A 21,516-nucleotide genomic window follows, 5' to 3' on the forward strand; every position below is an offset into this window, starting at 1 on the left:
AGCTGGAGATGGACCGCCAAGGCACGGCGGGCCTTCTCGATATCAGACCGTTCCGCCGAGGGAACCCCCGAGCTGCGCAAGCTCCTGACCACCGGCCATCAGATCTTGCAACTCGGAAGGCGTGATCTCGCCGCGCTTGGCAGTGCCCAGTGTTTTGCCGCGATTGAGAACCGTAAACCGGTCCCCCACGGCCAAGGCATGCCGAACGTTGTGAGAAATGAAGACCACACCGATCCCCTGCTTGCGTACGCGGTCGATGGTCGCCAGAACGTTGGAGGTTTGCCGAACTCCGAGAGCCGACGTCGGTTCATCCAGGATGAGGACCTTGGCGCCGAAGAAAACCGCACGCGCAATGGCAACAGTTTGCCTTTCTCCACCCGACAGTGTGCCGACTGCCTGATCAGGCCCGCGAAGGTTGATGCCCATCTTCCGCATCTCTTCGATGGTGATCTCATTCGCCCGTTGAGTGTCGAAACGCTTCAGTAAGCCCCGTCCCCTGGTCGGCTCTCGTCCCATGAAGAAGTTGCGGGTGACACTCATCAGCGGGATCATCGCCAGATCCTGGAACACGGTGGCAATCCCCGCTTCCATGGCGTCGCGCGGGCTGTCAAAGGATAAGGGTTTGCCCTCAAAGGTAATCGTACCTTTGGTTGGCTTGTGGACGCCGGACATAGTCTTGATGAACGTCGATTTTCCGGCGCCATTATCGCCCAGAAGGCAGTGGCACTCGCCGGGGCGAACATCGAAGCTAACCCCCGCGAGAGCGATGATGTTGCCGAAATGCTTCTCGATCCCGTTCATCTGAATGATCGGTGCAGTTTTGGGAGCATCCCCGTGGTGGAACGTGCTGTCATTGCTCATCTCAACGCTCCCCTGTCACGCGCTTGCGAATAGCGTTGTTGAAGAGAACGGCGATCAACAGCATTCCCCCAAGGAACACCTGGAACCAGTCCTGATCGAAATTCGTGTAGGTCAGGCCGATCACAACCATGCCGAAGATGATCGCACCGAAGAAAGCACCGATTGCCGAGCCATAACCGCCAGTCAGAAGACATCCGCCGATGACCGCTGCAATGATCGCTTCGAACTCTTTCTGAAAACCTCGGCGGGCATCCGTGGAGCCCGCATCCATTACGGTGATGATTGCGACCAGCGCCGCGCAGCAGGCGGTCAGCACGAAGAGCGAGATCTTCACCCGAGCAACAGGCACACCGGAGTTTGATGCCGCGTTGGAATCTCCACCAGCCGCGAAGATCCAGTTTCCGGCAGGCGTGCGCAACAAGACATAAGTGGCCAGCGCTGCGATCACCAGGAACCACAGGATTTCCACCGGAATGCCGGGCACCTTCGGGGATCCATTCTTGAAACTGTCGATGAGGCCGCTGGACGCAAGGCTGGCAAACAGCCCCTGAAATGCGTCGCCGGAGAAGAACGGCGCAAGCCAGTCCCCCTCGACGGCATCACGAACACCGCGCAACTGCGTGGAGCCACCGGTGGCCAACTTCAGGCCAACCAAGGAGAGGCCGCGGAGAATGAACAGAAACGCCAGCGTCACGATGAAAGACGGCAGGCCGGAGCGGATTACGATCACCCCGTTGATCGCGCCAACCATCCCGGCAAAAACCAGCGTCATGGGAATGGCAATGATCAGCGGCAGGCCCCAGGTCACACTGCAGACACCGAAAAACAACCCAGCAAATGCCACCATGGAGCCAATGGATAGATCGAACTCACCGCCAATCATCAGCATGGCCGCACCAATGGCCAGAATGCCGAGTTGCGCTGCAGGGGTCATGAAGTTCATCACCCCGGCGAGCGTGAACATTGAGCTGTCGGCGGTCGCCAGAAAGAACAGGGTCACCAAAACCGCACCAGCGATAGCGCCCAATTCGGGCCGCTTCATCAGACGTGCAATGAATGGTTCGGGCTTGAGCCGTTCGTCGGCTACGAATTCCGGGGTATCGTTCACGTTTGCCTCCCTTTTTTAATCGGAGTGGCGCTTGGTTGCGCCACTCCGATCATTGTCCCTCAATTCAACCGATCAACGGATGCCCTGAGCGGAAAGCTCGACCACCTGAGCAGCCTTTTCAGCTGTGATCAGGTTCGGACCGGACGCCACGTTGCCACCCGGCATCAGCCCATACTCGGCATGCAACGCGAGGAAGTTCACAGCGAGATAGCCCTGCAGGAACTGCTGCTGATCGAGTGCAAAGGCGGCATCGCCATCAACAATCGACTGCAGGAAGCCAGCCGACATGTCGAAAGTTCCGACGTGAATGTCGCGGCCGATGGCCTTGACGGCTGCGACAGACGGCTCGCCGGCCGTCGATGCGCCAAGTGCCATAACGGTGTCGATTTCTTCGTCGGCATCGAGTGCTGCACGGACCTTGGACTCCACTTCTGCCGGGTCATTGGATGTTGGCAGAACGCTGGAACTGCCGCCAAAACCTTCCGCGAAGCCTTCACAGCGCAGATCGAGAGAGACGTTGCCAACCTCCTGGTTGACGCAGATGCCCTTGGTGCCTCCCATGGAAGCAAGCTTTTCTCCGGCTGCTTTACCGGCATCAAACTCATCCTGTCCGACATGCAGCAGAGCACCCAGCTGCTTGGAGACATCGGAGCCCGAGTTGATCGAGATGACCGGAATACCCGCTGCAACTGCACGCTCGATTGACGGCCCGAGTGCGTCAGCATCCGGAATGGAGACGACAAGGCCATCCGGCTCCTGGTTGACGGCAGCATCAATCAGCTGGGACATGGCAACCATGTCGAAAGTCTCGGGCGACCGATAATCGACATTGGCACCGGTATGCTCCGCAGCCTTTTCTACGCCGTTCTTGACGACGGACCAGAATGGATCATTCGCCTGCCCATGGGCCACGACGATAATGTCCGTGGCCATTGCCGGGGTCGCTACAGCCACCATCGCAGCAGTCGCAATACCTGCTAGAAAGTTCTTCATAAATTCCTCCCAAAGTTTTCAGTCATCAGCACGGCTCAACGCCGCACCGGTTCGCCGGCACGCTTGCGTGCCGGACTTGATCCCGCCCCGAAACCTCCTCCGCTTTGGGGTGGGAATTCCAAATCTCAATAAGCGACCTCAACCGCTTCGCCAGTGCGCGCCGAAGAGGTCGCGGCCTCGGCCATGGCCAGGGCGGCAATACCATCCTCAAGCGTAACAGGCATAGGACGCCCCTCCAGCACGGCGGAGACGAAAGCCTCCCACTCGGCCGCATAGGCGGTCATGTAGCGTTCAAGAAAGAAGTAGGTCGGCTTTGCTGACATAACCCCGGCGGCAGTGGACTTCACCACCGTGTTCTCCAGCATGTTCTGCGCCTGCAACAAGCCCTCGGAACCCAACAGCTCAACCCGCTGGTCGTAGCCGTACACTGCCCGGCGACTGTTCTTGATCACCGCGATGCGGCCATCCTCAAAGGTCATCGTCACCACAGCGGTATCGACATCCCCCGCCCGACCAATCTCAGGATCGACAATGGAGCTGCCCACGGCCCGCACCGTCACCGGGCGCGCTCCCATCAGAAAGTTCGACATATCGAAGTCGTGGATCATCATGTCGCGGAACAACCCGCCCGAAACCTTGATGTAGGCCACTGGCGGCGGAGACGGATCGAAGGATGTCACCGACAACAATTCCGGCTTGCCGATCTCGCCCTGCTCCGCGGCCTTGCGCACAGAAGCGAAGTTAGGGTCAAAGCGTCGGTTGAAGCCGATCATCACGGGACTGCGTGTTGCAGATGCCTTGGCCAGACAGGCACGTGCACGCTCCAGCGACAGATCGACCGGCTTCTCACACAACACCGCTTTACCTGCTGCAGTGGCAGACTCGATAAGCTCGGAATGCGTGTCGGTGGAGGTCGCAATCAGCACGACGTCAATCGCCGGATCATCCAGAATGTCCCGGGAACTACGCACAGCTGCACCGTAGTTCGAAGCAAGCTTTTGGGCAGCGTCCGCATTCACATCGGCAACGGCAGCCAGGCTCGATCTGGCATTCCCCGCGATGTTGACAGCATGCACCAACCCGATGCGGCCAGCGCCAAGCAGACCAACCTTTAGCATTGTAACCTCCCAAAACTGCAACGTTTGCCGCTGCCTTGTAACTATGAAAACCGACTTTGCACGCGCGTGCAAGACGATTTTTGCACGCGCGTGCAAAAATATGCCAAGATGGAGAGCGTCGAACTTCAGAAACTTGGTAAAAAGGATATGAATTTCAGGGCTTTCGCCTTACACACAAAAAACGGAGATAGAGGAACGGCATTTTGAAAAAAATCGATCTGCCAGAAAACGTGACTGCTGACGACGTGGCAGCTGAGGCTGGCGTGTCACGTTGGACGGTCAACCGCGCCTTTAAAAAGGCGGCTTCGATCTCACCTGCGACACGTGATAAAGTGATGGCTGCCGCCCAGTCTCTCGGCTACGTCCCTGATTTGCGCGCCGCCGCTCTCGCCTCAGATCGGTCCAACCTCGTCGCCTTGTTGGTCGACGACTTCGCCAACCCACACAAGTTGGTCATGATGGAGCGCCTGACGCGCGCTCTGCGCAGCCGTGGATGGGACACGCTTCTGGTCAACACGCTTGATCGCGACGACGCCGGGTCCGCCATGTTGAATGCCAGCCAACGACGGGTTGATGCGACCATCCTGATCGGCATCCAATTCGATGACGAAGTCCTGAAGGCCGCCCACAAGGCGCGGCGTTTCAAGAAGCTGATCATCTTTGCCCGTACCTCGGAAAATCCGAATACGATTTCAATTGCCGTCGATGATCAGGCCGCCACCCGCGAGATCGCGCGATATGTCATGGAGCGGGGCTACAAGAACCCGCTTTACCTGGCTGGTCCTCGCACGGTTTCCGCGCATCTACTGCGCAAGGAAACCTTTCTAGAATTCTGGAAGAACCATACCGGTCATGTTCCAGGTTCTATCGGCGTAGACGCCTACGACCCGATACTCGCCAGCGATATTATCCGGCAAACCCTCGCGGGCTACCAAGGCCAGGAACGACCGGACATTATTGTCTGCGAGAATGACGCTCTTGCGCTTGGCACCATCGACAGCATCCGTCACCACCTGCATCTCAGGGTCCCGGAAGACATCGCCGTCATCGGGTTTGACGACGTGCCCCAGGCCGACAGTCCCAACTACCGACTGACGACCTATCGCCAGCCGTTGACCGCCATGGCAAATTATCTGGTCGACGTTCTGGAAAGCGCCGATACGTCCGACATGGACCGTACCTTCATGGGAAGTCTTGTTGTTCGCGAAAGCGCCTAGACAGACGTCGCAAGCAACACGTCCCTGTCAGAGAACCAGAATAGCCCTAAAATCGTTGACGTTGGTCAGCGTCGGGCCGGTCTTGATGAGATCATCCAAGCCATCAAACAGGCTGTAACTGTCGTGTGCCCGCAAAAAAGCCTTGGGATCGAGCGCTTTCTCGTCGGCACGCGGCAAAGTGTTGGGGGCAACCCAAGCACCAGCAGCGTCCTCAGTTCCATCAATCCCATCCGTATCTGCAGCAAGAGCATAGACCCTCGGGTGACCATTCAACGCAATGGCAAGTGACAACAACAACTCGGTGTTGCGGCCACCTCGTCCGGGCTTTTCCTGACCGATTGAGACGGTCGTCTCGCCACCAGACAGCAAAACCAGCGGAGGTTGAAACGGCGTGCCATGGGTCGCCGCGCCGAGAGCAATGCCGGCAAGCACCTTACCAACCTCACGTGCCTCTCCTTCAAGCGCATCTCCGAGAATGACCGGCGTGATCCCGGCTGCCTGCGCCACACGTCCTGCCGCCTCAAGCGAAAGCTGCGGCGCTGCAATCATCCGGTAATCCGGCTCAAAACCTTCCGACTCTTCCGGCACGTCGGCCAGCAGCTGCCGGGCGACTTCGGGAAGCTCCGACCCAAGCCGCTCGATTAGATACGTCAAATCGTCATGGCCAGAAGGATCCGGAACCGTTGGACCGGACGCAATGGCAGCCGGATCGTCGCCGGGCACATCGGAGATGGCCAGCGTCACCAATCGCGCCTTGCCGTTGATCGCCCTCGCCAGCCCTCCGCCCTTGACCAGCGACAACCGCCGCCGCACCCGGTTCATCTCATCAATCGCAAGGCCTGATTTCAACAGAAGGCGATTGACCGCTATCTTGTCCTCCAGCGACAGCGGAGATTTGGGGGCCGTCAACAGGGCAGACCCTCCCCCAGAAATAAGCGCCAGAACCAGATCATCCGGGCCGGCAGAACCAGCAACCTCAAGGATCTCTCGGGTGGCTGCTTCCCCTGCAGCATCCGGAACCGGATGGGATGCCTCCCGAACCGTGATCCGCTTGGTTGGAACCGAATGCCCATAGCGCGTCACCACGACACCGAACATCTCGACGTCGGGCCAAGCAGCCTCCAAAGCCTGCGCCATGGCCGCTGCAGATTTCCCCGCTCCGACGACAATGCATTTGCCCTTCGGCTTTTCAGGCAAGTGTTCTGCAAGCACGTTCGTCGGATCGGCCGCCGAAATTGCACTGTCCAGCAGACACCGCAGAAAGGCACGGGCTCTCGCATTTTCCATCGTCAAACCTACTCAATCATTGCTGCCGCGACCGACTTCACGGGCTCGCCGGCACATCTAGGATATTCGCATATTTACCAAGAGAGAACGTCATAATAGCGCCTTCCAAAAGCTTTTCCACCTCGTCGATCAAGGTTCAGGCGCAGGCCGCTGAGAAGATCAGGCGTTTCAGAAAATCCGTTCGGTAAGCTGCAGCTGAACTTAAAATACTGCATCCAGAAACATCTTAGCTCGAGCCTTTGCTCGTGGGCACAACACCCATCTTGCATCGCGAGCAAGCCTCGCCAGCCCGGTCAAACCGCCTATCCCAGCACACAACGCACAAGTGTTTGACCACATCGCTAACCTCCCCAAACCGAAAGCTTGCGCTTGCTGTCGTTCAGTTTTCTTGACGGTGTCGCAGTGATACCGCCGACATGACGCAAGTGTGCTATTTCACGTCAGCATTTCTCGCCATACTCTTAATCTTCGAATCCGAGAACCTGGGCCAGTTCGACAGGCAACGGGCATGTCGCTCCCGCTCCTTTGCAAAGAGGTCAAGATGTCAGCATTTCCTGGCAAGGCAAAAGTCGTCATCGTAGGCTTGGGCGGCATCGTCGGCGCCTCGGTCGCTCACCACCTCATTGAGCGTGGCTGGGACGACATCGTCGGCATCGACAAGTCGGGAATTCCCACCGACATTGGCTCCACTGCTCATGCCTCAGACTTCTGCTACACGACGAGCCACGACTATCTCTCCGTCTGGACCACTCAATACTCGATCGATTTCTTCGAGAAAATGGGGCACTACGCCCGCATCGGCGGTCTCGAAGTCGTCCGCACCGGCGACGACGCCTGGATGGAAGAGATCAAGCGCAAGGTAACCTCAGGCAAAGCCTTCGGCACCAATGTGCGCATGGTGGATCCAGCCGAGATCAAGCAGATGTTCCCGCTGATCGAGGAAGATCAAGTCCAGGGTGGAATGTATGATCCCGATGCAGGACTTGTCATTCCTCGCTCGCAGACTGTTGCCGGAAAGCTGGTCGATGAAGGCGAAAAAAGCGGAAAACTCAAGGTTTTCGCCAACACGCCAGCGCAATCTCTGATCGTTGAAGATGGTCGTATCAAGGGCGTTAAAACCCATCGCGGCACTATTCTGGCCGACCACGTCATCGTTTGCGCCGGCCTCTGGGGACGCATGATCGCCGAGATGGTGGGCGAAGACCTGCCGGTCATGCCGGTTGATCACCCGTTGACATTCTTCGGCCCGTACAATGAATTTGAAGGCACCGGAAAGGAAATCGGCTTTCCGCTAATGCGCGACCAGGGCAATTCCGCCTACATGCGCGATACGGGCGACCCGAAGACGACCGAAGGTGGCCAGATCGAGTGGGGCTACTACGAGACCACCAATCCACGCATGTGCCATCCGCGCGACCTGCAGTCCAAGGAAGAGGCTCGTCTTTCACCGTCACAGCGCGATCTGGAAATGGAACAGGTTATTGAGCCGCTGGAGCGCGCCATGGAACTGACGCCGATGCTCGGTGAGCTCGGCTACAACGAAGGCCATTCCTTCAACGGTCTGCTTCAGGTATCAGCTGCCGGCGGCCCGTCCTGTGGCGAGAGCCAGAAAGTACGTGGCCTGTGGTACTGCGTTGCCATTTGGGTCAAGGATGGTCCGGGATACGGCAAGCTGATCGCCGACTGGATCACCGATGGTCGGACCGAAATCGACCACGCCTCCATCGACTATTCGCGCTTCTATCCGCATCAGTTGACCGAGGATTACATCGAGAGCCGAAGCTATGAAGCGGCCCAGAAGATCTACTACCCGGCCATTCACCCGCGTGAGCCCTATCTCTCCAGCCGTTCCGTCAAGCAGTCGCCATTCTATGAGCGGGAAAAGGAACTCGGCGGCTATTTCATGGAGCTTGGTGGCTGGGAACGCGCCCATGGCTATGCTGCCAACGAGCATCTGCTGGAAAAATACGGCGACAGCGTCCCTGTTCGCCAGAACGAATGGGACAGCCGCCACTTCTGGCGCGTGTCAAATGCCGAGCACCTGGCGCTGAGTGAGGATTGCGGCCTCATCAACCTGTCGCACTTCTACATGTTCGATATAGAAGGCCCGGATCACGTCGAACTGATGGAATGGCTCTGCGCCGCCAAGATCGGCGGCGACAACATGATCGGCAAAGGCATCTACACTCATTTCCTCGATGACGAGGGCATGGTTCGCGCCGACCTGACGGTGATCCGCATGGAAGACCGTTGCCGGGTGATCGACGGGGCCGACGCTGGCCCGCGCGATTTCCATTACGTCAAGCGTATGGCTGCCGACAAGGGCTTCAACGTCACGGTGACAGACGTCAACGAGAAGTACACCACTATCGGCATCTGGGGCCCCAACGCCCGCGAAAATCTCAAGAAGGTTGTCGCCGATCCGGCTGCACTCGATCCGGAAAACTTCGCTTTCGCCGCGATCAAGCCAGTCCAGATTGCCGGCAAGACGGTCACCGCCTTCCGCCTGTCCTACGTCGGCGAACAGGGTTGGGAACTTCACATGAAGTATGAAGACGGCCTCGCCGTCTGGGATGCTCTACGTGACATCGGCGTCATGGCGGTCGGCGTAGAGACCTATGCCAATTCCCGCCGACTGGAAAAGAGCCTGCGACTGCAGAACGCCGACCTGTTGACCCAATACAATCTGATTGAGAGCGACCTGGCACGTCCGAAGGTCAAACAGGCCGACTTCCGCGGCAAGGACAAGCACGTCGAGTACAAGGACCGGGAGTACCAGCCAGCCATGCTGTGCACCCTGGTGATGACCGAAAACACAGACGCCACTGGCGTCAAACGGTATCCGGTCGGCGCCATGCCGGTCATGGATCCCGATACGGGCAAGACCCTCGTCGATGAGCTGGGGCGCCTGTCCTACACCACTTCGGTAGCTTACGGACCGACCATCGGCAAGAACATCGCCTTGGCCTATCTGCCGCAAAAATATTGCGAAGTCGGGCGCAAGCTGAACGTCGAGTATTTCTCGGAAACCTATCCGGTCGAAGTCGTCGCCGTCGGCTACAAGCCGCTCTACGATCCGGAAAACCTGAAGCCACGTTCCTGAATGAGAAAACGCCGCGACAGAGCCTTCTGCCGCGGCGTTTTTTCATTTAAGTATTCGCGAAATCACAGGTCGATAAAGTCTCAGACGATCTCGATCACAGCCTTGATCAACCCGTCCTTCGCATGCGCCCATTTCGGCAGATTTTCGACCGCCTCATGAAGGCTGGTGCGATGGGTGATCAACCTCTCCACCGGCACTTGCCCGGAGCGAATGCACGCAATCACATGCGCAAAGTCTTCCGATGTGGCATTGCGGCTGCCGATCAGCGTCATCTCCTTGCGGTGGAAATCCGGATCGGAAAAGGAAATGCTGGAGGTCACCACGCTGACCAACACTAAGCGTCCACCGTGAGCGACATAGTCGAAGCCTGCTTCCATCGAGCGACCGTTGCCTGTCGCATCAAATACGACATCGAACCCGTTGCCTTCAGTCAAGCACTGCACGACGTCCTTCGGCGCGCTTCCCGAAGGAAGAACCAGGGGAGCTGCGCCTGCAATCCCGCAGACCGAACTGAGCCGCTCAGCATCCAGATCCAGCATGGTGACATCCGCACCGGCAATCCGGGCGAAAAGTGCGGCACCAAGCCCGATGGGCCCAGCCCCGACGACCAGAACCTTCTCGCCGCGTTGCACAGCGCCACGCCGGACAGCATGGGCCCCGATGGCAAGAAATTCGACCGTGGCGCAAGCGTCTGTCGACAGCCCCTCGGCCCGCACGAGATTCTCGACAGGCAGGCACAACATCTCCGTCATGCCGCCGTCGCCATGCACACCCAGAACGGAAATGCTCATGCAGCAATTCGGTTTCCCAGCCGAACACGCGTGACAAGTGCCACAAGAGAGATACGGATTGACCGCGCAGATCTCACCCACCTGAAAACCGCTGCCATCCGGTGCCTCGACAACCTCCACTGCAAGCTCATGGCCCATAATGCGCGGATACTGCAAAAACGGGTGCTTACCCTCAAAGATGTGGTAATCCGTACCGCAAATCCCGACCCGTTTCGGGTGCACCAAAACCTGCCCCGTCGCTTTGCCCGGCGCGGCAACATCCCGCACTTCCAGCCTCCCCGGTTCAACACAGACAAGCGCATCCATTTTGAATTCCTTTTGGCAGACCTGATCTCCAGGCCGGCTGCATTCCATCACAGCCGACCTGCCTCATTGGTTTAACCTGAAACAGCCGATTTCGCATTGACGGCAATCATGTAGATCGACGTCGTTCCTGCGATGAAGATCCTGTTGCCGCGTGGACCGCCAAAGCACAAATTCGCCACGACCTCCGGCACGAGGATCTTTCCGAGGCGGGTCCCATCCGGATGGAAACAATGAATGCCATCCGCCGCCGAGCTCCAGACATGCCCTTGCGCATCAACCCGCATACCATCCGGCAAGCCTTGATCAATGGTCGCAAAAACCTTGTTCGACAGAACCTCACCATCATCGTTCAACTGGAACGCCCGAATGACGGAAGGAACCTCCAGATTATGGCTGGAGCCGGATTCCGCCACATAAAGCGTTTTCTCATCCGGAGAGAATGCCAGCCCGTTCGGCTGTACAAAATCGATGATCATCGCCCGCAAGTCGCCTGTGACAGGATCGAGCCGGTAGACACCATGGCAGCCCTGCTCCGGATCCGCTTCATAGCCCTCATAGTCGCTGAGGATCCCATAAGTCGGGTCGGTGAACCACACTGCACCATTCGACTGAACCACGACGTCATTCGGCGAGTTCAGACGTTTGCCCTCAAAGCTGTCGGCCAGAACAGTAATGCTTCCATCCACCTCTGTTCGGGTAACGGATCGACTGCCGTGCTGACAGGTCACAAGCCGCCCCTCGACATCGCGCGTGTTGCCGTTGGCATAATTGGAGGGGCCCCGAAACTCGCTGACGTGTCCATCCAAGGTCATCCGCATCATCCGGTTGGCCGGAATATCCGAGAACAGCAGCAACAGATGATCGGCAAACCACACCGGACCTTCCGTCCATTCAAAGCCGGTCGCGACCCTCTGCAGCCGGGCATTTTGCTGGATCAACGCCCGAAAGCGCGGATCGTCGATCTGATAACATGATGTGATCTGGTTCATACGGCCCTGCCCTTTCCAGACGCGGCGGCGACGATCCCGATGATGATCGTGCCGGTCATGATCAGACGCACACCAGCGCCCAATCCATAAGAATTCAACATTGAAACAATCAGGAACATCAGCAGGGCACCGCCCCAGATGCCCGGCACATTGGAATTGCCACCGGCAATGGAACTGCCGCCAATCACGACCACAGCGATGGAAATCAGCAGATACTCCGCCCCCATGTTGAGCGCCGCGCCGCCTGAAAAACTGGCGAGGAAATAGCCCGTCAACGACGCCAGCACCGCCGACGAAATATAGGTGACCGCTCTGACGACCTCGACCGGCACACCGCTAAGGCGGGCTGCCCGGGTATTCTGGCCAAAGGCGGATACCCAGCGCCCGAAAATCGAACGCTCCAGAACGATCCAGCTGAGAACCGCAATCAGAAGGCCGATAAGGGTCATGTTCGGAATTCCGAAGAACGAGCCGGTCGTAAAGTCTGCCAGGACTTCTGGCGGCTTAATCCTCAAACCTCGGTTCGACCAGATTGCCAGCGACTGATAAAGAAAGGAAGCGGAGAGGGTCGCAATGATCGGCGGAATGCGCAGCAGACGGATGAGCGCATAATTGAAGCCGCCCGCTCCGAGGCCGACCAGCAGCGCAACCCCCAGACCGGGCAGCACCAAAGCGGTTTCACCATGCATGAACTTCAAGGCCAGTGTAGCAGCCAGTGTCATCGTCGCGGGGATCGACAGATCAACGTTCCCCGGACCCAGAGTGATGACGAACATCTGCCCCAATCCGACGATCGCAGAAAAAGCCGCGAAGGTCAGTGCAGCGGACAACAGCCCGGCCCCGCCCCGCCCATCAGTGAGATAAGTTGTGGCGCCGAAAGCCAACACGCTGGCGGCAAAGGCCCAGAACCACGGACGACGCGGCAGGTCAGTCAGTTTCAAGACGAAGGACTTATCCATTTTGGGCCGCCTCTTTCCATTTCCGATTGCGACGCGAAAACAGCAGACGCACAGCCAGAACAAGGATCAGGATTGCTCCCTGCGCCCCGATCTGCCAATCCGGTGAAAGCCGCATGAACGAGAGAAAGCTGCCGGCAAGCGCCAGGGTCAGCGCCCCGATCACCGCACCCACCGGGGATATCTTCCCCCCGGTAAACTCACCACCTCCAAGGATCACACCGGCAATCGATAGCAGCGTGTAGCGCAAGGCAATATTGGCATCAGCCGATGTGGTCAGGCCGACCAGACACACCCCGGACAGCACGCCGAAGAACCCGGCCAGTGCATAAGCGCCTGCCTTGAGCTTTGCGACCGACCAGCCAGAGCGGGCAACGGCTTGAGCATTTCCTCCCACCGCCCTGAGCAACGTTCCGGTTGACGACCGCATGATCAGGAAATGACTGATACCGGCAATCAACACGCAGGCGACAACCGCCATCGGCACCAGTGGTGGTTTGACGGTCATCAAACTGCGGATCCAGACCGGGGCAGTCCCACCAGGAGACGGCAGAAGCAAAACTGCAAGACCGCCCCAGACGAACGACATGCCCAGCGTCACCACAATCGCCGGCAGTTGCCGTATGTGTATGAGCGCTCCAAGCCCAGCATAGGCAAGGATGGCCGCCAGGAGGATTGCCACGCCAAGAACCGGTGTGTCATGCAGAAACGTCGCGGTGACACAAGCGACAAAACTGACGAATGTACCAATCGACAGGTCAATATCATTGACCATCATGATCATCATCTGGGCGATGGTCGCCAGCGCAATCGGCACCGCCAGATTGAAGAGCAAATTCAATCCGAAGTAGCTCATCGCACGCGGCTGCAGATAAAAGACTGCAGCCAGCAGAAATGCTAATGAGAGCACCGGCAGCAGGATCCTGTATTTTCCGTTCATGTGCCCACCCCCTGCATTTCGAAGGAGGCCGCCAGGATATTTTCCTCATTGATGTTGTCGCCGGTAAGTTCGGCAGAGATCCGGCCGTTGCGGAAGACAAAGACGCGATCGCACTGGCAAACTTCTTCCGTCTCGGTGGAGTACCAGAGGAAGGAACGCCCACCCGCCGCTTCATTGCGGATCAGCTGATAGGCCTCTTGCTTTGTGCCGACGTCCACACCCCGCATGGGATCATCCATCACGACGATCGGTGCAGAAGACGCAAGCGCTCGGGCAAACAGAACCTTTTGCTGGTTTCCGCCCGAAAGGGACAGGATGAGATTGTCCATATTGTCTGTTCTAATTCCAATTCGAGAACGCCAGTCCGCGGCCAGCCGACGCTCGCCGTCCCGGTCGACCAGCCCGCGATTTGTGAGGCTGGGAAGATGGGTCAATGTCAGATTGCGAAGGATAGACCAGATCGGCATGACGCCGTCCCGACCTCGGTCACCGGCCACAAAAGCCACTTCAGGCTGTTTCACCTGACCCAGCTTGCCGGATCGTGACATGTAGAACCGCGCAAGCGCTTCCGCCTGGCCATGTCCGGCAAGACCGGCAAGACCGACGATCTCGCCCTTGCGGGCAGACAGGCCTTCCGGGGTTTTCAAGATTTCTTCGCCGAGCTCTGTTTTGGCACTGCCGGGAGCACGTGCTGCGGATTTCTCTGCTGCGACATGCCCCATGGCGTCAATCAGGCCCTGCTGGGTAAATTCTGACGTCGGCTTGCTGGCAATGATCCTGCCGTCCTTCATCACGTCGATGCGCGTCGCAACGTCAAAGACTTCGCCAAGCATGTGCGAAATGAAGATGACCGCACCGCCCTTTGCGCAGAATGTGTTGATGTGGCTCAGCAACTGACGCGCGATCGCCGCATCCAGAGACGAGGTCGGCTCATCGAGAATGACGAGCCGGGCCGGCATCCTACCATCTGAGAAACCCGCCGCAATCTCAACCATCTGGCGTTCGGCAAGGGTGAGTTCACCAACGGTCATGCCCGGTTCGATCTGATGTCCGGGAAAAATCTCTGCAAGCGCCTTCGCAATCCGGCCCTGGGCGACCTTGCGCCAGCCAATACCCGTCAGGTCGCGATGTATAACCCTGAGGCTCTCCAGAACCGTCAGATTGGGGCACAAGGAAAGTTCCTGGAACACGCTGCGGATCCCGCAGGCCTGCGCATCCGCCAATCCTGAGCCGTCTCGCCCGTCAGCCAGCAAATAGCGTACCTGCCCGCCGGTCGGCGTAAGCCCTCCGTTGATGACATTGACCGCTGTGGATTTACCTGCACCGTTATGGCCAATCAGTCCGAGGCACTCTCCCGGACTGATGGTCAAGCTCACCCCGTCGAGCGCACGCACTGCACCGAAGTGCACGCGTGCGTCCGTCAGGGCAACCAACGGGGCATCCGGGGCTGAAACCCCGGCGCCGGTTGCCTGTTGCAATTCCGCGTCTCCTTTAATTCGCGTCCGAGATGACAGCCTTGGCATCAGCCTGACTGTATTCCACGTTCGCGACGGAGCCTTCCGGGGTTGCTTCCAGAGTTTCGTCCAGCGTGTCCTGTGTAACTTTCAGGAACGGCACAGTCAGATCTTTCGGAACTTCGGCCCCATCAAAGATCTGCTGTGCAACCCAGAACGCCAATGTGCCAACGCCCGGCGCGATAGATAGCGACAGGGTTTCATAGCCATCAGCATCACGGGCTTCGGCCCACCACTTCATTTCATCCTGACGGTTGCCCATCACAATAACCGGCACGTCGCGGCCAGCTGCCTTGATCGCCTGGGCAGCGCCATAGCCATCACCGCCCTGGGTGACCACACCAACGATTTCCGGCAAACTTGGCAGAATGCCGGCAACCGCTTTTTGCGAAACATCCTGGGCCCAGTCTCCATGCACCGAGCCAACGATCTTAAAGCTGGCGTTTTCCGACACGCCCTGCTCGATACCGGCATGGATTTCATCGTCGACGAAAACGCCGGCAAGACCACGGATTTCGAGAAGATTGCCGCCGTCAGGCAACCGCGAAGCCAGATACTCGACTTGCTGACGCCCCATTTCCTTGAAGTCGACAGCAATTCGCCAGGCGCAAGGCTCAGTGACGATACCATCGAAAGAAACGACGATAATTCCGGCATCACAAGCTTCTTTGACAGCGCCGTTCAACGCTGTCGGAGAAGCTGCATTGATGACGATAGCGTCATACCCCTGCAGGATCATGTTCTGGATCTGCGCCGCCTGTTCGGTCGCCTGGTTTTCCGAGGTCGTGAAGGCATCAGCTGCAGCCACGATCCCATCGGATACAGCTTTGCTGCCAACCTTCTCCCAGCTTTCCAGCATGGCTTGGCGCCAGGAGTTGCCGGCATAATTGTTGGACAGCGCAATTCGTTTGTCTGTCGTGTCAGCAATCGCATGACCCGGCAAGGCAACGGCAACAAGGGCAGCAGCCCCCAAGAGCTTGGCTTTGATATTCATTTTTCCTCCCTGGCGCGGACATGCGCCTTACACTCGGAACGCAGTTCTCCCAAAACGCATCCCAACGTCAGCTTGCGCAGTCCCTGTCGCTTGGTAAAGCCTTAGTTACGCACATCAGTTGCGGGTTCCCGCATGTGCATTGCGCGACAGCCCTCATCAGAGCGCTTGCCGGGGAGACATCCCTCGCCCAAACTGCAGCTCAACTTGGGAGGAGCTTGTTGTTGCCATGCGACAGGGGGCCAATAAGACTGGAGAGGCGCCGGATCAGAATCCGCTCGTCTCCCTACTGCGCATTTCACGTCACCTTGCGGGTCAGGTCGAAATCCGGGCAGCGCTGCGTTCTGTGAAGACGGAAATCGAAAATCTGCTGCCGATCGATCACCTTGATGTCTGTCTGGTGGACGACAAGGTCGCCTGGAACACCAGCTACGAAGTCGGGTTCAAGACCCGGTGGAGCTTGTCGCGCACGCCGGTAGCCATATCGCCCGTGCGCAGCATTCTGCTGGGCGAAGCGGACTTCATGTTGACCGGCAACGCCATGGAAGACCCGCGCTATACATTTGAAGGCGCGTTGGCCCAGCCGATCATCAAGCACAAGATGCGCAGCCGGGTGAACGTCGCAATGAAGGTTCTGGGGCGGACCGTCGGCGCGCTGAATTGCTCCTCCTGTACTCCCAATCTTTACGACGAGGAAACCGTCACCCGCGTACGTCAGATCGCCGATGTGCTCGCCCCCTACTTCTATTCGCTGAGGGCCAACGACAAGGCCAAACGCGCAGCCATCGTCCGGGCTGAAGCCCAGGCGCGCGAAGAAGGCTTGCGGCAAGGCGCACTCGAACTGACCCGTGTTCTGGAGCAGGAACGCCAACGCATCGGCATGGACCTGCACGACCAGACCCTGGCCGATCTGACCCGCATCATGCGCGACCTGGAAAAGGCCGAGGGGTCGCAAGACAGAGTGCGCGTCATTGGCAGCATTCAGGATTGCATTCAGGACCTGCGCGGGATTATCGACACCGCCGTTCCGACCCTGCTCGACATGTTCGGCTTTGCCCACGCCTTGCGCATTCACCTGGAGCGCGCCGTCGAGAATGTCGAGACCACGACGCTTCAGGTCGTCGATGAAACCAACGGTCTTATCGATCGTCAGGATTCCACAACCCGCATTTCACTCTTCCGCATTGCCCAAGAGGCGATCAACAACGCCGCTCGTCACGCACAGGCGGACAGGATCAGCGTCTCAATCAGCAGTCAGGAAAACCAGATGACACTCAAGATTGCCGACAACGGGCTCGGTGTGTCAAAGACGCGCCCCGGTCGAAAGGGGCCCAAAATAACCGGAGGTATCGCCCATATGCGGACCCGGGCACGCTTGATCGCAGCCGACTTCTCCATGTCAGGCAAGGGCGGCACCCAGATCATCGTCACCTTGCCAATCGTCAAGGAAACCTTTGATCAGGATGCGGCGACGTCCCCTTCTGGAGGCGTCGCATGAAGGTTCTGCTTGTCGAGGACGACCAGTTCCACGCGGATTTCATGAGTGATGCCCTGCATCGGGCATTGCCGGAAGTCGATGAGATTTTGCACGCAGTGAATGGCAGCGAGGGCGAAACGCTTGCCCGGCAGCATGCCATACCGGCAGTGGTAATGGACCTCCAGATGAAGGAGCGCAATGGCATAGATGCCGCACGCACCATTTGGCGCGAACGTCCGACCACGCGGATTCTCTTTTGGTCGAACTACTCTGACGAAGCCTATATGCGCGGCATTGCCAGGATTGTTCCCACCGAGTCATCTTATGGCTACGTATTGAAAACGGCCACACAAGACCGCTTGCAACTGGCTCTACGGGCCGTATTTCTGGAATCGCAGATCATCGTCGATCAGGAAATCCATCGCGTACAGCAGCGCAATGTCCATACCCACGACGCCCTCACCGACAGCGAGTATGCCGTCTTGTTGGATATGGCGCTCGGCCTGTCCGACAAGTTGATTGCCAAACGTCAGGGTCTGTCGCTGCGCACTGTTCAAAACCGTCTGTTGTCGCTCTATGACAAGCTCGGCGTCGACAGTTTGAATGTCGGGCAGAGCGAGTTCGCCATCAACAAACGCACGCGCGCCATTACGCGTGCCCTGAACCTGCGGGCCATCAATGCGGAAAGTCTAGAGAGCGCCGAACGGGACCTGCAAAAATGGCTGAGCAAACAGTAAGGTATAGCCCGGGCCTCAGACCACGTTGCGCTCGCGATAGGTCTGCAGGAAAGCCCGCACCCGTGGATCTTCCGGCACTTGGCCAAAGATCTCCGCCGGCGGCACGCAGGTCACCAGACGACCACTGTCGAGGAAGGCAACCCGATCCGCCACATGGGCGGCAAAGCCCATTTCATGGGTAACCACGACCATGGTCATGCCTTCGTTGGCCATTTCCTTCATGACGGAAAGCACTTCGCCGACCAACTCCGGATCGAGCGCCGACGTCGGTTCATCGAACAACATGACGCTCGGTTCCATGGCAATTGCACGGGCGATTGCCACCCGCTGCTGCTGACCGCCAGAGAGATTGGCCGGATAGTTCTTTTCCTTGTCGGATAGATTGACCTTGGCCAGCGCAGCCCGCGCCTTCTCGTGCGCTTGCTTCTTGCCCAGCCCTTTGACGTGAATCAGCGCTTCGGCAACATTTTCCAGAGCGGTCAAATGCGGCCAGAGATTGAACTGCTGAAACACCATGCCGATGTGTTGCCGCTGACGACGCAACGCTTCGCCTGACAAAGCTTTGCGCGGCGACGCCCCGGCCGACTTCCAGCCGATCAGCTCACCTTCCAGCAGAACCTCGCCGCCGTCATAGGCTTCAAGGAAATTCAGGCAGCGCAGAAGCGTGCTCTTGCCTGAACCCGACGGACCGATCAGGCAGAGCACTTCGGAGCGATGAACATCCAGCGTCACATCTCGCAAGGCTTCGAACTCATCGAAGTATTTGCTCATGTTCCGAACCTGGATGATCGGCTGGTCTGTCAGGTTGTCACCCATATGTCAGGTCTCACTCATCACGAATATCAGGTCAGGTTCCAAGTCAGAATTACACACGGCGCAGATGGCGGGTTACTCGCGCCTCCACCCTTTCGCCGACCCAGCTCGTGCCGATCACCAGCACCCAGTAGAACAAGGAAAGAACTAGGAAGGGCTCGACAAAGGTGAATGTCTCTGCCGCCATCGTCTGCGTTTCATAAAGCAGCTCAGGCACGGTCACCACCGAGAGGATCGCCGTTTCCTTGGTCAGGATAATGAAAAAGTTGGTCAGCGGCGCCGTCGTCGGCACCAGCATTTGCGGCAGGATGATCCGCATCAAAATCCTGCGCTCGCTTAACCCGACACACCGTGCCGCCTCAATCTGCCCCTTTGGGATGGCATTGAAACCAGACCGAAAGATCTCGGAGAAATACGGGCTTCCGTAAATGATGAAGCTCAGTATCCCCGCCTGCATTGGAGACAGAACCAACCCAACGTACGGTCCGCCATAATAGAGAATGAACAGCTGGATCATGAACGGCGTGCCGCGGATGATTTCCACGTAGATGTAGATCAGCCACCCGAGAGCCTTCGGGCCAAAGCGATAGAGGCAGGCAAGCAGGAACCCGAGAACCAACCCACCTATCGAGCCGACAAGCCAGCACAAAATAGTGACGCCGAAACCGGAGAGAAGCGCAGGGCCGTAGCGAATGAAGAGATCAAGTTCCATGGCTCAGCCCACCTCCAGCCGCTTTTCGGCCAACCGACCGAGGCCAGATATGACCAGATTGATCAGGAAGTAGATGACCGCCGCCGCAATGAAGATCTCCAGAGGCCGGTAGGTCTCGCCGGTGATGTTCTGGGAAATGCGGGTCAACTCGCCGATGCCTACGACTGACGCCAGCGAGGACACCTTCACCAGAAGGATCAACTCGTTCACCAGTGAGGGCAGGCCAATGCGGATAGCCTGCGGCACCAGAATACGCCGCCACAACGACAAGGTCGGAATGCCAAGGGCTTGCGCGGCCTCGGTTTGCCCTGCTGGGATCGTCTGCAAGGCGCCGCGCAGGATCTCGGCCGTATAGGCGGCTGAACACATGCCTACCGCGAGAATGGCAGCAGCAATCGCCGGCAGATCAAGCCCCACGTAAGGCAGCATGTAATAGAACATCAACAGCTGAACGAGCAGCGGAACGCCGCGAAAAAAGGAGATGTACAGTCGCGCCAATGACCGGATGACAGACCCGCGCGAAATCCGGCCTGCACACAGAAAGATGCCCCAAACCAGGCTGATCGCCATGCCACCAAGCGAAATCAGCAGCGTCCACCGCGCCGCAGCCAGCAGATAGGGCAGATTGTGCCAGATTACTTCAAAGGAAAAATTCACCCGTCACGTCCCCATCTCGACGGCCTCTGATAAGGCATCCTGCGCCCGGCAGAAAGTCACCGGGCGCAAGTTTAGCAGGAGGTTACTTGACGTCCGGCATGGTGGTCGGCAGTTCCGGGTTGGAACCGAGCCACTTTTCGTTGATCGCCTGCAAGCGGCCATCTTCATGCATCTTCAAGATGGCGTCGTTGATGGCTGCGACCAGCGTCTTGCTGTCTTCGCCGCCCGGAGCAACCCAGCCGAAGAACTTAGGATCGCCAAACGGAGGCATGACCATTTCGAAGAGACCGGCACGCTGGACGGCAGCGTAGCCCATCAGCGGCGCGGAGTTAGCAACCGCCTGAATGCGGCCAGCAGCCAGATCGGACAGAGCTTCATCAATGTTGACGTACTCACGCACGTCAGCCGGTGTGTCGAGGCTTTCGGAGAAGGCCTTCAGCTGCTCCAGCTGGGCAGAGCCCTTCTGCGAACCAACGGCCTTGCCAGCGATATCGGACGGAGCAGAAATGCTGTCATCACCGGCCTTCTTGGCCAGCGCTACAGTGGCGTTACCGATCGGCAGGGTAAAGTTGTAGCGGCTCATGCGTTCCGCCGTGATTGTCACAGGTGCGTTGACGAAATCAAACTTGCCGGCTTCGAGGCCCGGCAGGATCGACTGCCAAGGCAGATCGAGAAATTCGACTTCAACGCCGAGTTCCTTGGCAACCTCGGTGAAGAGGTCATGACAGATACCCTGATACTCACCGTCCTTGAGGATGTCGAACGGCGCATAGTGCATTTCCGTGGCGGCGACGATCTTGCCCTTGGCCTTGATGTCGGAAAGCATATCTGCCTGTGCCGCAGTGGCCAGACCGAAGCTGACGCCAACGGCGGCAACGAGTCCGAGAAGCTTCTTGTTCATGATTGCAAGTCTCCTGTTGTTACAACTGTTCCGGGAAGGTTAGTT

Annotated in this window: 19 protein-coding genes; 4 read left to right on the top strand and 15 right to left on the bottom strand. The window is 58.2% G+C overall.

Features of this window, described 5'->3' with window-relative positions:
• Positions 1-42: 42 nt before the first annotated feature.
• From J0X15_RS02100 to iolG, 4 genes are all read right to left on the bottom strand, one after another.
• Entirely contained in the window at positions 43-801 is a 759-nt protein-coding gene (locus tag J0X15_RS02100; protein WP_231710272.1) for an ATP-binding cassette domain-containing protein, read from the bottom strand.
• A 61-nt stretch (positions 802-862) separates the two neighbouring features.
• A complete protein-coding gene (locus J0X15_RS02105) occupies positions 863-1,969 on the bottom strand; it encodes an ABC transporter permease (RefSeq protein WP_331461863.1) in 1,107 nt (368 codons plus the stop codon).
• Positions 1,970-2,041: 72 nt separating this feature from the next.
• The gene (locus J0X15_RS02110) at positions 2,042-2,962 is read right to left on the bottom strand and encodes a sugar ABC transporter substrate-binding protein (RefSeq protein WP_206937844.1); all 921 of its coding nucleotides are present in this window, start codon (positions 2,960-2,962) and stop codon (positions 2,042-2,044) included.
• Positions 2,963-3,087: 125 nt separating this feature from the next.
• A complete protein-coding gene (gene iolG, locus J0X15_RS02115; RefSeq protein WP_206937846.1) occupies positions 3,088-4,080 on the bottom strand; it encodes an inositol 2-dehydrogenase in 993 nt (330 codons plus the stop codon).
• Between the two features lie 203 nt (positions 4,081-4,283).
• Here iolG and J0X15_RS02120 point away from each other — a divergent pair, with 203 nt between their 5' ends.
• Entirely contained in the window at positions 4,284-5,297 is a 1,014-nt protein-coding gene (locus J0X15_RS02120; RefSeq protein ID WP_209014999.1) for a LacI family DNA-binding transcriptional regulator, read from the top strand.
• A 27-nt stretch (positions 5,298-5,324) separates the two neighbouring features.
• Here J0X15_RS02120 and J0X15_RS02125 read toward each other — a convergent pair whose 3' ends face one another.
• On the bottom strand, positions 5,325-6,590 hold the full coding sequence (locus J0X15_RS02125; RefSeq protein ID WP_209015000.1) for a glycerate kinase type-2 family protein: 1,266 nt from the start codon (positions 6,588-6,590) through the stop codon (positions 5,325-5,327).
• A 535-nt stretch (positions 6,591-7,125) separates the two neighbouring features.
• On the opposite strand from J0X15_RS02125, the gene J0X15_RS02130 reads away from it, so the two are divergent.
• A complete protein-coding gene (locus J0X15_RS02130) occupies positions 7,126-9,687 on the top strand; it encodes a GcvT family protein (RefSeq protein ID WP_206937850.1) in 2,562 nt (853 codons plus the stop codon).
• An 80-nt stretch (positions 9,688-9,767) separates the two neighbouring features.
• Here the strand turns inward: J0X15_RS02130 and J0X15_RS02135 are convergent, their stop codons facing one another.
• From J0X15_RS02135 to J0X15_RS02160, 6 genes are all read right to left on the bottom strand, one after another.
• Positions 9,768-10,784: a zinc-binding alcohol dehydrogenase family protein gene (locus tag J0X15_RS02135; protein WP_206937852.1), complete on the bottom strand. Its 1,017-nt coding sequence runs from the start codon at positions 10,782-10,784 to the stop codon at positions 9,768-9,770.
• Between the two features lie 71 nt (positions 10,785-10,855).
• Positions 10,856-11,773: an SMP-30/gluconolactonase/LRE family protein gene (locus J0X15_RS02140; RefSeq protein WP_206937854.1), complete on the bottom strand. Its 918-nt coding sequence runs from the start codon at positions 11,771-11,773 to the stop codon at positions 10,856-10,858.
• On the bottom strand, positions 11,770-12,732 hold the full coding sequence (locus J0X15_RS02145; RefSeq protein WP_206937856.1) for an ABC transporter permease: 963 nt from the start codon (positions 12,730-12,732) through the stop codon (positions 11,770-11,772). The genes J0X15_RS02140 and J0X15_RS02145 overlap by 4 nt, the downstream gene beginning before the upstream one ends.
• Positions 12,725-13,669: an ABC transporter permease gene (locus tag J0X15_RS02150; RefSeq protein ID WP_206937857.1), complete on the bottom strand. Its 945-nt coding sequence runs from the start codon at positions 13,667-13,669 to the stop codon at positions 12,725-12,727. The genes J0X15_RS02145 and J0X15_RS02150 overlap by 8 nt, the downstream gene beginning before the upstream one ends.
• Positions 13,666-15,147, bottom strand: coding sequence for a sugar ABC transporter ATP-binding protein (locus J0X15_RS02155; RefSeq protein ID WP_231710241.1), 1,482 nt, complete (start codon positions 15,145-15,147; stop codon positions 13,666-13,668). The genes J0X15_RS02150 and J0X15_RS02155 overlap by 4 nt, the downstream gene beginning before the upstream one ends.
• A gap of 13 nt (positions 15,148-15,160) precedes the next feature.
• Positions 15,161-16,177, bottom strand: coding sequence for an ABC transporter substrate-binding protein (locus tag J0X15_RS02160; RefSeq protein WP_206937862.1), 1,017 nt, complete (start codon positions 16,175-16,177; stop codon positions 15,161-15,163).
• A 226-nt stretch (positions 16,178-16,403) separates the two neighbouring features.
• Between J0X15_RS02160 and J0X15_RS02165 the strand changes: the two genes are divergently transcribed.
• Together J0X15_RS02165 and J0X15_RS02170 are read left to right on the top strand one after the other, a co-directional pair.
• Positions 16,404-17,672, top strand: coding sequence for a GAF domain-containing sensor histidine kinase (locus tag J0X15_RS02165; protein ID WP_206937863.1), 1,269 nt, complete (start codon positions 16,404-16,406; stop codon positions 17,670-17,672).
• Positions 17,669-18,388, top strand: a complete 720-nt coding sequence (locus tag J0X15_RS02170; RefSeq protein ID WP_206937864.1) for a response regulator transcription factor — start codon at positions 17,669-17,671, stop codon at positions 18,386-18,388. The genes J0X15_RS02165 and J0X15_RS02170 overlap by 4 nt, the downstream gene beginning before the upstream one ends.
• A 15-nt stretch (positions 18,389-18,403) precedes the next feature.
• On the opposite strand, the gene J0X15_RS02175 is transcribed toward J0X15_RS02170, so the two are convergent.
• The 4 genes from J0X15_RS02175 to J0X15_RS02190 form a co-directional block, all read right to left on the bottom strand.
• Positions 18,404-19,204, bottom strand: a complete 801-nt coding sequence (locus tag J0X15_RS02175) for an amino acid ABC transporter ATP-binding protein (RefSeq protein ID WP_209015001.1) — start codon at positions 19,202-19,204, stop codon at positions 18,404-18,406.
• Between the two features lie 49 nt (positions 19,205-19,253).
• Positions 19,254-19,913, bottom strand: a complete 660-nt coding sequence (locus J0X15_RS02180) for an amino acid ABC transporter permease (RefSeq protein ID WP_206937865.1) — start codon at positions 19,911-19,913, stop codon at positions 19,254-19,256.
• 3 nt (positions 19,914-19,916) lie between these two features.
• A complete protein-coding gene (locus J0X15_RS02185) occupies positions 19,917-20,570 on the bottom strand; it encodes an amino acid ABC transporter permease (RefSeq protein ID WP_331461865.1) in 654 nt (217 codons plus the stop codon).
• A gap of 82 nt (positions 20,571-20,652) precedes the next feature.
• Complete coding sequence (locus tag J0X15_RS02190; RefSeq protein ID WP_206937866.1) at positions 20,653-21,471, bottom strand: transporter substrate-binding domain-containing protein; 819 nt, start codon at positions 21,469-21,471, stop codon at positions 20,653-20,655.
• Between the last annotated feature and the right edge of the window lie 45 nt (positions 21,472-21,516).

Origin of the sequence: Roseibium limicola, from assembly GCF_017313085.1 — a bacterium.
GTDB lineage: Bacteria > Pseudomonadota > Alphaproteobacteria > Rhizobiales > Stappiaceae > Roseibium > Roseibium limicola.

What these genes read in the sequence shown, in the direction of transcription:
- J0X15_RS02100 (WP_231710272.1), bottom strand. Translation starts at nt 801, where the DNA reads ATGAACGGGATCGAGAAGCATTTCGGCAACATCATCGCTCTCGCGGGG.
- J0X15_RS02110 (WP_206937844.1), bottom strand. Translation starts at nt 2,962, where the DNA reads ATGAAGAACTTTCTAGCAGGTATTGCGACTGCTGCGATGGTGGCTGTA.
- iolG (WP_206937846.1), bottom strand. Translation starts at nt 4,080, where the DNA reads ATGCTAAAGGTTGGTCTGCTTGGCGCTGGCCGCATCGGGTTGGTGCAT.
- J0X15_RS02130 (WP_206937850.1), top strand. Translation starts at nt 7,126, where the DNA reads ATGTCAGCATTTCCTGGCAAGGCAAAAGTCGTCATCGTAGGCTTGGGC.
- J0X15_RS02135 (WP_206937852.1), bottom strand. Translation starts at nt 10,784, where the DNA reads ATGGATGCGCTTGTCTGTGTTGAACCGGGGAGGCTGGAAGTGCGGGAT.
- J0X15_RS02140 (WP_206937854.1), bottom strand. Translation starts at nt 11,773, where the DNA reads ATGAACCAGATCACATCATGTTATCAGATCGACGATCCGCGCTTTCGG.
- J0X15_RS02145 (WP_206937856.1), bottom strand. Translation starts at nt 12,732, where the DNA reads ATGGATAAGTCCTTCGTCTTGAAACTGACTGACCTGCCGCGTCGTCCG.
- J0X15_RS02150 (WP_206937857.1), bottom strand. Translation starts at nt 13,669, where the DNA reads ATGAACGGAAAATACAGGATCCTGCTGCCGGTGCTCTCATTAGCATTT.
- J0X15_RS02160 (WP_206937862.1), bottom strand. Translation starts at nt 16,177, where the DNA reads ATGAATATCAAAGCCAAGCTCTTGGGGGCTGCTGCCCTTGTTGCCGTT.
- J0X15_RS02165 (WP_206937863.1), top strand. Translation starts at nt 16,404, where the DNA reads ATGCGACAGGGGGCCAATAAGACTGGAGAGGCGCCGGATCAGAATCCG.
- J0X15_RS02170 (WP_206937864.1), top strand. Translation starts at nt 17,669, where the DNA reads ATGAAGGTTCTGCTTGTCGAGGACGACCAGTTCCACGCGGATTTCATG.
- J0X15_RS02175 (WP_209015001.1), bottom strand. Translation starts at nt 19,204, where the DNA reads ATGGGTGACAACCTGACAGACCAGCCGATCATCCAGGTTCGGAACATG.
- J0X15_RS02180 (WP_206937865.1), bottom strand. Translation starts at nt 19,913, where the DNA reads ATGGAACTTGATCTCTTCATTCGCTACGGCCCTGCGCTTCTCTCCGGT.
- J0X15_RS02190 (WP_206937866.1), bottom strand. Translation starts at nt 21,471, where the DNA reads ATGAACAAGAAGCTTCTCGGACTCGTTGCCGCCGTTGGCGTCAGCTTC.